The sequence below is a fragment of the Micromonospora vulcania genome (assembly GCF_042658605.1).
Taxonomy (GTDB): domain Bacteria; phylum Actinomycetota; class Actinomycetes; order Mycobacteriales; family Micromonosporaceae; genus Micromonospora; species Micromonospora vulcania.
In genome coordinates, this window is record NZ_JBHSQS010000008.1 from 162,807 (window position 1) to 172,443 (window position 9,637).

Here is a 9,637-nt window from a genome sequence, read left to right on the forward strand (position 1 = left end):
CACGTCCGGCAACCACCGTCCCACGCATGTCTGCAATCCGCAATATGCGGAACCCAATCTTGCGTTCTGCGTGCCTGCGAAAGGAAGTCATGTGTTCCGCATGGCAAGATGGCCATGTGCCTCAACGTCAGAGCCCGACCGTCAGGCGTAGGCGCTTGGCGCTGACACTCCGGCAACTTCGGGAGCGAGCCGGAATCACCTCGGCCGAAGCGGCCCGGCGCGTCGACCACGACGCGAGTTGGCTCAGCCGGATCGAGACAGCCGAAGTTCGGCCACACCCGAACGACGTGCGGGCGCTGCTCGCCCTCTACGGCGTAAGGGGCGATCAGGCCGAAGCCGTCATCGCCGTTGCCCGACAGGCGAAGCAGCGCGGGTGGTGGCAGCGTTACACCGATGTCCTGCCCGACTGGTTCGCCGCGTACGTCGGGATGGAGTCCGAAGCGTCAGTCATCCGTACCTACGAATGCCAGATGGTTCCGGGACTGTTGCAGACCGAGGAGTACGCCCGCGCTGCATTCCAGGGTGCGCCCGTCCAGATGCGCGACGACGAAGTAGAGCGTCAGGTCGCGCTACGCATGGAGCGCCAGGCGGTCCTGGCGGGGGATGACCCGCCACTGCTGCGTGTGGTCATCGACGAGGGGGCGGCCCGGCGCATGGTTGGCGGCCCCGAGGTGCTTCGCGGGCAGATCAACCGACTCATTGAGGAGTCGACCAGGAGCAACGTCCAGATCCTGCTACTGCCGTATTCCGCTGGGGTCGGCTTCGATGGCAGCTTCGTGATCCTCGACTTTCCGCCGATGCCCGAGCCTTACCCGGACGCCGCCGAAGAGCGAATGGTGTACGTCGACACCCTGACCGGTGCTCTATACCTGGAGAGGCCGGGAGAGGTTGCCGCGTACGCTGCGGCGCACGAGCAACTGCAAGCCCTTGCGCTGGCACCCAAGCCCACACGAGATACGCTGCGCGCGATTGCATCTGATCTGATCCCGTAGAAGGGCACCGAAATGGACCTGTCTCGCGTCACCTGGCGCAGAAGCACCAGGTCCGGATCTAGTGGCAACTGCGTGGAGGTGGCTGCGCCCCCGCCACGCGTGATGGTCAGGGACAGCAAGGATCAGCAGGGGCCCGTGCTGTCGTTCACGCCCGGCCAATGGGTCGGCTTCGTCCGGGGCATCAGGGCCGGCAGGTTCGTCGCTTAGCCCGCGGTGCCATGGGGTGCCGCCATCGGTGACCCGCGTTGGCCACCGCTACGCCCGTTGGCTGTTCACCGTCTTTGCCTTCCCCGCACCCGGTCGCGCCCGTCCAGCAGTTCGGCGCGGCGTGGGGCGCAGGGCCAGGGCCGCCCGCATTCCTCGCACAACCACAGGGGCAAGACCGGTTCGTGCTTCGTCATCGGCTCTCACCCGGCCAGTGCCCGCGATTGATCGGGATCCTGTGTCTCGCCCGGCAGGGCAGCTCGTTACCGCACCTACAGACGTTCCGCCACTTGATCCATGACCACACCGGCTTGTGTCGGCGGGCAAGGGTCATTGCCACCGCGACCAGGTACTCCTTGTAGCTCACGTGCCGGGGCATAGGGCCACACTGCCGCGCTCACACGAATTAGTCAACTGGCAATATCCGAAAGGAAAGAGCGCATCGACCTAGGTTCGAGCCATGGACCGAGGGCCGGGGCCGCTCATGGGGCCCTACGAGATCGCGGAGCGCCTGGGCGTCTCGCGGCAACGGTTCCAGCAGCTCGCCCGGTACCCAACGTTCCCGAAGCCATATCAAGAGCTTCGCGGAACCAAGATCTGGTTGGCCGAGGACATCGAGGCGTGGATCAAGAAGTACCGTCAGCCGCGCCCGACCGAAGACGACACGCCTGCCTGACGAGCGCCACCCGGGTCTGTCCGGCCCGGACGGATCGTCCGCCCCGGCGGCCCGCCCCGCGTACGGTGATCCACGACGGGCCGGGTGACGGGGGAGGTGCGCATGCTCGACCGGCGGCTCCAGCTGCATCTGGCCAGTTGGCTCGGCCAGTGGCCGGCCGGGCCGGGGCTGCACGTCGTCGCCTCGTACCGGCGGGATCGGCCGGCGTGGGACGGCCGGCTGCGCCCGGCGCTCGCCGTGGACACCGGCCGTAGCGCGGTGCTCTCCGTCTCGCGGGACCGGGTGGCGGCGATCCGTACGCTGGTCCGGCGTTCGCCGGATCGGCTGTTGCCGGCGTTGCCGGAGGCCGTCGGGCTGCCCGACTGGTGCGTGCACGACGGCCCGTTCCGGTGGAGCCGGGACCCCGCGCCGCTGCCCGACGTGGGGGAGTGGATGCCGTCCACGGCCGCCGGACTGCCGCCCTGGCTGCGGCTGTTCGACCGGCCGGTGCTGGTGGTCCGCGACCTGGACGGCAACTACCTGGCCGGGGCCGGGTTGAAGCGACACGACGCGTACGGGCAGGAGGTGGCCGTCGGCACCGTGCCCGCCGCCCGGGGTCGTGGTCTGGCACGGCGGCTGGTGGCGCAGGCGGCCCGGCGGGTGCTCGACGAGGGCGCGGTGCCCACCTACCTGCACGAGCGGGATAATCATGCGTCGGCCCGGGTCGCGGACGCGGCCGGGTTTCCGGATCGGGGCTGGCGCGCGTACGGGGTCTATCCGCGCTGAGCTGCCACCACGGCGGTGCACTCGGGCGCGGACCGTGGATCCCGGGCCGGATCCACGGTCCGCAGCCTCCCCCCAGGTCCCCGGTTCGGGGCGAGCGGCCGCGCGGCGACAGGCCGCCTCCTCGCGATCACGCTACGTATCGAAGAGCTTTGGTGCAAGGTGCGAGCTGTCGGTTCGGAGTGTCGAATAGTGGACTTGACCTGGGGATGGGCGGCCGAAGGGGTGCCTGCCGGTCAGTGACGTAGCGTGCGGATGAGGTCGAGAACCTGTCGGGTCACCGGCCGGAGCACCCGCAGCCGGGACAGCGCCACCAGTCGGTCGATCAGTGGCACCGCGCCGTCGATCAACTGCCGGGTCTTGGTCTGCCCGGGTGACCGGTCGTGCACCCAGTAGAGAACGACACCCATGTACGCCAACCAGAGCAGCTCGGGCAGTTGCGGACGCAGCTCGGCGTCGACCTTGGCGGTCGAGCCGTCCAGCACCTCGGCGAACAGCTCGATCGCCGCCTCGCGGGGCCCCGAGGACTCCGCGGAGAACGGGCTGAGCGGTGAGGTGGGCTCCGCCGCCGTCTTGAAGAAGGTGGCCGCGAAGGCGTGCGACGGGGTGAGCACGTCGATGCCGGCGTGCAGCACCCCGGCGAGCCGGGCGCCGAACGCCTCCTCCCGGTCGAGCACCGGCTGTGCGGCGGCCCGGTGCTCGGTCTGGGACTGGGCGTAGAACTCCTGGATCAGGTGGTCCTTGGAGCCGAAGTAGTAGTAGGCGTTGCCGACCGCCACGCCGGCCTCCTGCGCGATGGCCCGCATGGTGGTCTGGGCGTAACCGCGTTCGCGGAACAGTCGCATCGCGGTGTCCCGGATCAGCAGCCGGGTCTGCTCACCTCGGGTGGTCGCCGGATCCCCCGCAGCGGTCGTCGGCGCAGTCTGCTCGGTCATCAAGGTCACCGTATCCCGCCAGCTCGTCGACCGGCTCGACCCACGGATCACGAACCCGTTCCCGGATCGCCGAGGCGGTGGCCACCATCTGCCGGGCGAGCGGCAGGAGGTGCGGCCGGGCCAGCCGCTCGGCGGCGGACCGGTGGTCTGCCAGCGCCCAGAGGCAGGCGAACCAGGCGCCGTCGCCCGCGTACACCTCGCCGGTGTCGGCCACGACGGTGAGGTCGCGCAGCGTCGCGTCGTGGTCCAGGCCGGGGAAGCGCCGCCGGGCCTCGGTCGAGCCGGCCGGCACGAACTCCAGGGGTACGAGCTGGGCGCGGGATCCCAGCCAGCGGCGGGCGGCCCGGCAGAGCGGGCAGTTCGCGTCGAATAGGACGGTGAACCCCCGGACCCCACCGCCGGAGTGCGCGGTGGGACCCGGGCGCCGGCCTGGGCCGCCGGCCGGTGGGACGGTCATCGGCTCGGCGGGGGATTCGTCGTCGAGCCGGCGTCCGGCTGCGCCCCGGCCGGCCGGCTGGCTGTCTGTGTGCCGGTCGGCGGGATCGGCCCGGTCGGGTAGGGGCCGGTCGGATAGGGATTCTGCGGCGTGGGCTGCAGGGGCAGCCGGCCGATCGGTGCGATGGGCGGGTGGGTGGCGAACTGGCGGAGCCGGCTGCGGCGGTAGCGGCCGAGCGCGAAGACGTTGAAGAAGTGCAGCGCGCCGAGCACCAGCAGCACCAGGCCGATCTTCTTGGACAGCTCCTCCATCGCCTGGCTGGTCGAACCCACCGGGTCGGGATGCTTCATCGCCACCGTCACGTAGCCCAGATTGAGCAGGTAGAAGCCGACCACCAGGAGGCTGTTCACCGCCCGGGCGAGCCGTTCGTCGGCGAACACCTCCTCCAGGAAGACCTGCCCGTTGCGGGACAACGCTCGGGCCACCCAGATGGTCAGGCCGATGCTGACCGCGAGGTAGACCAGGTACATCCAGACCTTGATGTCCATGGGCACGCCCTTCTTGAACATGTTCAACTGCTGACGACACGAGCGTAGGACAGTTCTTGAACATGTTCAAGATGGATCTGCGGGTGCTACCCGCTCCGGTTCAGCCAGCCAGGCCGAGCGCCTCGGCCGCGGCCCGGCCGTTGGCGTGGCTGGCGCCGTACGTGGTGACGAAGGCGCGTACGCCGGCCGGCCGCCACTGTGCCGGCCACCCCATCTCCACCACGGTCACCGGGTGCTCCAGGGCCAGCTCGGCGATCAGCTCCGGGCCGCCGGGCAGCCGGTGCAGGTGCCGCCCGACCAGCACGATCGGCCGCTCACCGGCCAGCCCGCGCAGCGTCGCCGGATCCGTCTCGGCGGCGATCACCCGGATCTCCTGCACCTCGTCCAGGTGTGGACCGAGGCCCCACGGCACCCGCCCCTCGGCGATGGTCGACTCGGTGTGCAGTTGCACCACCAGCGGTCGGTCCAGGCCGGTGAGCACCCCGTCCACCCGGACGGCGCGGCGCGCGGCCGCGTACCCCAGATCGGTGTCGGTGCTGGTCGGCGCCTCGCCGGCGGTCCGGGTCCAGGCGGCGAGCGCGGCGGCGCGGCCGGCCGCCTCCTCTACCCGAGCGGTCGTCAGCCGGCCGTCGGTCAGCGCCTCGACGATCTCGGCGGCCACTCGCTCGACGAGGTCGGCGTCGACCTTCGCGCCGATGCAGAGCAGGTCCGCGCCGGCGGCCAGCGACCGCACCGCGGCCGGTCCGACGCCGCCGGCCGCCACGGCGGCACCCTTCATCTCCAGCGCGTCGGTGATCACCGCGCCGGTGAAGCCGTACTCGGTGCGCAGCAGGTCGACCAGGACGGCCCGGCTGAAGGTCGCCGGACCGGCGCCGGTCAGCGCCGGCACCCGGATGTGCGCGGTCATCACGGCGCGTGCCCCGGCGGCGACGACCGCGGCGAACGGCGGCAGGTCCCGCTGACGCAGCACGCTCAGCGGGACGTCCACGGTGGGTAGCTCGTGGTGCGAGTCGGCGATGGTGGCGCCGTGGCCGGGGAAGTGCTTGGCGCAGGCGGCGACGCCGGCGGCCTGTAGGCCGCTCACGGCGGCGGCCGAGTGGGCGGCCACCCGGACCGGGTCCGCGCCGAACGACCGGGTGCCGATCACCGGGTTGTCGGCGGCGGTGTTCACGTCCACCGTCGGGGCGAGGTTGACGGTGACGCCGAGCGCGGCCAGCTCCGCGCCGATCGCCTGGTAGATCCGTCGGGTGAGCGCGACGTCGCCGATCGTGCCGAGGGCGGCGTTGCCGGGGTACGGGCTGCCGGTGGCGTGCGCCAGTCGGGTGACGTCCCCGCCCTCCTCGTCGATGGCGATCAGCACGTCGGCTCGGCCGGCGCGCAGCGCGGCGGTGCTCGCCGCCACCTGGGCCGGGTCGTGCACGTTGGTGCCGAAGAGGGTGTGCCCGGCCAGCCCGTCGGCTACCAGGTCGACGGCCCAGTCCGGCGGGACCGGCCCCGGGTACGCGGCCAGCAGTGTGCCCAGCGCGAGCCGGCGCAGTCCTGGATCAAGCCCCACGTGATCTTCCCCCTTCGGTACCTGCGGTGGTCATCGCCCTGCCGGGTCGGCCGAGCATTCCGCCTCCGGGTGGCCGTTACGCTACGGCTACCCATTCGCAGGTCGGTTTACAGTTAGCAAAGTTTACGAAAACTAGAGGACGTGGCATGAGTGCGACCCGGCTGCCCGGCACCCCTCGCCTGTTGCGGGCGCTCAACGACCGCGCGGCACTGGAACTGCTCCTGGAACGCGGGCCGCTGACCCGTGCCCGGCTCGGTGAGCTGACCGGGCTGTCCAAGGTCACCGCGTCCCAGCTGGTCGAGCGGCTGGAGGAGCGCGGCCTGGTCACCCGGGTCGGCGAGCAGGCCGGCGGGCGGGGGCCGAACGCTCAGCTCTACGCGGTGCGCCCGGGCAGTGCGCACGTGGTCGGGGTGGACGTCGGCCCGGATCGCGTGGTGGCCGCCTGCGCCGACATCACCGGCGCGGTGATCGGTCGGGTGGAGCAGTCCACCCGGGACACCGATGACCCGGTGGGCGTCGTACACAACGCCGTGGTGCAGGCGGCGAGCAGCGCCCAGGCGCAGCTGAGCAGCGTACGGCGGATCGTGCTCGGCACGCCGGGCCTGGTCGACCCCGGCACCGGGGACATCACGTTCGCCTTCAACCTGCCGCGCTGGCACAGCGGTCTGCTCGCCGCGCTGCGGGACGACCTGCACACGCCGGTGGTCTTCGAGAACGACGTCAACCTGGCGGCGGTGGCCGAGGCGCAGTCCGGTGCCGCCCAGGGGCTGGCCGACTTCGTCCTGGTCTGGGTGGGTGCCGGTGTCGGGCTGGCGATCATGCTGGGTGGGCGCCTGCACCACGGCAGCAGCGGCGCGGCCGGTGAGATCGGCTACCTGCCGGTGCCGGGGGCGCCCATCCCGCGCGACGTGTCCCGTCGCGCCAAGCCGGCCTTCCAGCAGCTGATCGGTGGAGACTCGGTACGCGCCGTGGCCCGCGAGCACGGCTACCCGGACGCCGACGCCGCCGACGCGGTCCGTGCGGCCGTCGCAGCCGGTGCCGACGGAGGCCCGATGCTCGACGAGCTGGCCCGTCGGCTCGCGCTCGGAGTGGCCAGCACGTGTGTGGTGCTCGACCCGCCGCTGGTGGTGCTCGCCGGTGAGGTCGGCCAGGCCGGCGGCGCGGCGCTCGCCGACCGGGTGCAGGCCGAGGTCGCGGCGATCACCCTGGTCCGGCCCCGGGTGGTGCCCACCGGGCTGACCGAGGAGCCGATCCTGCACGGCGCGCTGCGGACCGCGCTGGACGCGGTTCGCGACGAGGTGTTCGGCTCCACCGTCGGCTGAGCCCGCTGGCACGGTCACGTGAAGAAATATTTCACCGCTGGCTGGCTTGCTGCAAGCTCCTGCCGGTGCTGGGCCGCGCGTCGGTGCTGGGCCGCGCGTCGGTGCCGGGCCGGTCCGCCGGGGCCGCCCGCAGTCAGGCTGGCGGCCCCGGCGACGCCTCAGATCAGGTCGCGACGGCGGAACACGGCGAACGCCGCCGCCGTCAACCCGCCCGTGATTCCGAGCAGCACGATCAGCGACGGCCCCCAGGTCAGCGAGTAGAACCCGTCGCAGTAGATGCCGTCGGCGCTACCCCGGCAGAGCTGGTTGTCATAGAACCGCGCCTCACCGCTGAGCCACGCGCCGATGTGGCTGGAGAGCATCAGTTGGTCCGGGCGTCGGGCGTCGACGATCTCCAGGACCAGCCGGGCGCCCAACTCCCAGACCACCGCGTACGCGGCGACCGCGCCGAGCGCCGCCGAGGTGTGCCGGCCCAGCGTGGCGATGGCGAAGCCCAACGCACTGACCAGCAGCACCAGCACCAGTCCGCGTCCGTGCAGCGCCCCGAGCTCGCGCCAGAAATCGCCGTCCAGCTCGGTGGCCAGCCCGGCGGTCTGCCCGATCACCCAGAACGTGGCGAGGTAGAGCACCGAGGCCGCCAGCGCCAGCGCCAGCACCCCACCGAGCAGGGCGCCCAGCTTGGTGCCGAGCACCGTCAACCGGCGCGGCCGCCAGAGCAGCAGATTCACCACACCGCCCGAGTTCAGGTCCGCACCGACGTACGAGGCGCCGACCAGGAACCCGAACAGCACCAGGAACGCGATGAGGAAGTAGAGCAGCGGTCGGGCCTGCTGGGCGAAGCTGAACACCCCGGGCAGGAAGTCGGCGGCGATCGGCAGCCGGTCCCTTCGCGTCGGATCGATCTCCGAGCAGTCGGCAGGGTAGTAATTGCCCTCATCCGGCGACGTGATGGCCCCGTCCTGCCGGGCCAGGCACCTCTGGAAGGTGTCCTCCATGCCCTGCCGTGCCTCGGCGGCCTCATTCCGCGCCGCACTGAGCTCGGCGGCGCTCGGCCGGTGTGAGCCGGCCAGGGTGGTCGCCGCGGTGACGCCGAAGGCCAATACCAACAGGACGACCATGAGCTGCACGAAGCGGCGCGCGGACAGCCGCTCCAATTCGGCACGGACCAGGTTCACGCGTCCACTCCCCGCTCGTCGAGATCGATCACCACGTCGCCCGAACCGCTCGGCGGCAGGCCGGAGCCGTCGACCTGCCGGGGCACCCCGGGGTGCTGACCGGCGCCGGTCAGCTCCAGGAAGACGCTCTCCAGGTCCGGACGCAGCGGGGTCAGCTCGCCCACCCACAGCCCCTGCTCGCCGAGCACCCGGCTGATCACGGTCGGGTCGCTCGCCCCGCCCACCACCAGCGCGCCGTCGTCGTGGGCGGCCGCCGTCAGCTCGGCCGCGAACAGCAGCTCGGCGGCGCGCTCCGGCTCGGCCACCCGGACCAGGAACTCGTGCCGGTCGTGCCCGGCCAACACCTCGTCCACGCGGCCGGCCGCCACTCGCCGCCCACGCGAGATGATCGTGACGTGGTCACAGATCAGCTGGATCTCGCCGAGGATGTGGCTGGACACCAGCACGGTCACCCCGGCCGCGGCCAGCGACCGCATCAGGTCCCGCATCTCCCGGATGCCGGCCGGGTCCAGCCCGTTCGCCGGCTCGTCCAGGATGAGGAGCTGCGGGTCCTTCAACAGCGCGGACGCCACCGCGAGGCGCTGCTTCATGCCCAGCGAGTAGCCCTTCACCCGTTCGTCGCCCCGGTCGTGCAGGCCCACCTGCTCCAACACCTCGTGCACCCGCGAGATCGGCACCCCGCCGGCGCGGGCCAGCAGCCGCAGCGTGCGGTACCCGGTGAAGTTGCCGAAGAACTGGGGGCTCTCCACGATGGCGCCGACCCGGCCGGCCACCCGGGGCAGCAGCTGCGGCGACGGCTCGCCGAGAACGGTCATCCGCCCGCTGTCGGCCCGGACCAACCCGAGCAGGGCACGCAGGGTGGTGGTCTTGCCCGAGCCGTTGGGGCCCAGGAAGCCGTGGATCTGGCCCGCCTCGACCAGCAGGTCGAACCCGTCCACCGCCACCCGCCGGCCGTTGCGCAGGCTGTGGAAGGTCTTGCGCAGACCCTCGATCTCGATGACCGCGCTCATCCGCGGGACTCCGTACCTCGAC

Annotated in this window: 11 protein-coding genes; 5 read left to right on the plus strand and 6 right to left on the minus strand. The window is 71.8% G+C overall.

Annotated features, from left to right (window positions below):
- Window positions 1-155: 155 nt before the first annotated feature.
- The 4 genes from ACFQGL_RS15710 (at window position 156) to ACFQGL_RS15725 (ending at window position 2,637) form a co-directional block, all read left to right on the plus strand.
- Entirely contained in the window at window positions 156-992 is an 837-nt protein-coding gene (locus ACFQGL_RS15710; RefSeq protein ID WP_377512120.1) for a helix-turn-helix domain-containing protein, read from the plus strand.
- Window positions 993-1,004: 12 nt separating this feature from the next.
- Window positions 1,005-1,199, plus strand: a complete 195-nt coding sequence (locus tag ACFQGL_RS15715; protein ID WP_377512123.1) for a DUF397 domain-containing protein — start codon at window positions 1,005-1,007, stop codon at window positions 1,197-1,199.
- A 457-nt stretch (window positions 1,200-1,656) separates the two neighbouring features.
- On the plus strand, window positions 1,657-1,872 hold the full coding sequence (locus ACFQGL_RS15720) for a helix-turn-helix transcriptional regulator (RefSeq protein WP_377512126.1): 216 nt from the start codon (window positions 1,657-1,659) through the stop codon (window positions 1,870-1,872).
- A gap of 102 nt (window positions 1,873-1,974) precedes the next feature.
- Window positions 1,975-2,637, plus strand: a complete 663-nt coding sequence (locus ACFQGL_RS15725) for a GNAT family N-acetyltransferase (RefSeq protein ID WP_377512129.1) — start codon at window positions 1,975-1,977, stop codon at window positions 2,635-2,637.
- 233 nt (window positions 2,638-2,870) lie between these two features.
- On the opposite strand, the gene ACFQGL_RS15730 is transcribed toward ACFQGL_RS15725, so the two are convergent.
- From ACFQGL_RS15730 to ACFQGL_RS15745, 4 genes are all read right to left on the minus strand, one after another.
- Window positions 2,871-3,569, minus strand: coding sequence for a TetR family transcriptional regulator (locus ACFQGL_RS15730; RefSeq protein WP_377512132.1), 699 nt, complete (start codon window positions 3,567-3,569; stop codon window positions 2,871-2,873).
- Window positions 3,511-4,026 (minus strand): thiol-disulfide oxidoreductase DCC family protein, encoded by a 516-nt coding sequence (locus ACFQGL_RS15735; RefSeq protein WP_377512135.1) that lies wholly within the window; start codon window positions 4,024-4,026, stop codon window positions 3,511-3,513. The genes ACFQGL_RS15730 and ACFQGL_RS15735 overlap by 59 nt, the downstream gene beginning before the upstream one ends.
- Entirely contained in the window at window positions 4,023-4,574 is a 552-nt protein-coding gene (locus ACFQGL_RS15740; protein WP_377512138.1) for a hypothetical protein, read from the minus strand. The genes ACFQGL_RS15735 and ACFQGL_RS15740 overlap by 4 nt, the downstream gene beginning before the upstream one ends.
- Window positions 4,575-4,653: 79 nt before the next feature.
- Complete coding sequence (locus ACFQGL_RS15745; protein WP_377512141.1) at window positions 4,654-6,108, minus strand: glycoside hydrolase family 3 N-terminal domain-containing protein; 1,455 nt, start codon at window positions 6,106-6,108, stop codon at window positions 4,654-4,656.
- Window positions 6,109-6,254: 146 nt separating this feature from the next.
- Here ACFQGL_RS15745 and ACFQGL_RS15750 point away from each other — a divergent pair, with 146 nt between their 5' ends.
- Window positions 6,255-7,430 (plus strand): ROK family transcriptional regulator, encoded by a 1,176-nt coding sequence (locus ACFQGL_RS15750; RefSeq protein ID WP_377512144.1) that lies wholly within the window; start codon window positions 6,255-6,257, stop codon window positions 7,428-7,430.
- 158 nt (window positions 7,431-7,588) lie between these two features.
- On the opposite strand, the gene ACFQGL_RS15755 is transcribed toward ACFQGL_RS15750, so the two are convergent.
- Together ACFQGL_RS15755 and ACFQGL_RS15760 are read right to left on the minus strand one after the other, a co-directional pair.
- The gene (locus ACFQGL_RS15755; RefSeq protein WP_377512147.1) at window positions 7,589-8,605 is read right to left on the minus strand and encodes an ABC transporter permease subunit; all 1,017 of its coding nucleotides are present in this window, start codon (window positions 8,603-8,605) and stop codon (window positions 7,589-7,591) included.
- A complete protein-coding gene (locus ACFQGL_RS15760; RefSeq protein WP_377512151.1) occupies window positions 8,602-9,615 on the minus strand; it encodes an ABC transporter ATP-binding protein in 1,014 nt (337 codons plus the stop codon). The genes ACFQGL_RS15755 and ACFQGL_RS15760 overlap by 4 nt, the downstream gene beginning before the upstream one ends.
- Window positions 9,616-9,637 lie beyond the last annotated feature (22 nt).

Coding starts and splice junctions, on each gene's coding strand:
- ACFQGL_RS15720 (WP_377512126.1), top strand. CDS start 1,657: ATGGACCGAGGGCCGGGGCCGCTCATGGGGCCCTACGAGATCGCGGAG.
- ACFQGL_RS15715 (WP_377512123.1), top strand. CDS start 1,005: ATGGACCTGTCTCGCGTCACCTGGCGCAGAAGCACCAGGTCCGGATCT.
- ACFQGL_RS15760 (WP_377512151.1), bottom strand. CDS start 9,615: ATGAGCGCGGTCATCGAGATCGAGGGTCTGCGCAAGACCTTCCACAGC.
- ACFQGL_RS15740 (WP_377512138.1), bottom strand. CDS start 4,574: ATGTTCAAGAAGGGCGTGCCCATGGACATCAAGGTCTGGATGTACCTG.
- ACFQGL_RS15730 (WP_377512132.1), bottom strand. CDS start 3,569: ATGACCGAGCAGACTGCGCCGACGACCGCTGCGGGGGATCCGGCGACC.
- ACFQGL_RS15725 (WP_377512129.1), top strand. CDS start 1,975: ATGCTCGACCGGCGGCTCCAGCTGCATCTGGCCAGTTGGCTCGGCCAG.
- ACFQGL_RS15735 (WP_377512135.1), bottom strand. CDS start 4,026: ATGACCGTCCCACCGGCCGGCGGCCCAGGCCGGCGCCCGGGTCCCACC.
- ACFQGL_RS15750 (WP_377512144.1), top strand. CDS start 6,255: ATGAGTGCGACCCGGCTGCCCGGCACCCCTCGCCTGTTGCGGGCGCTC.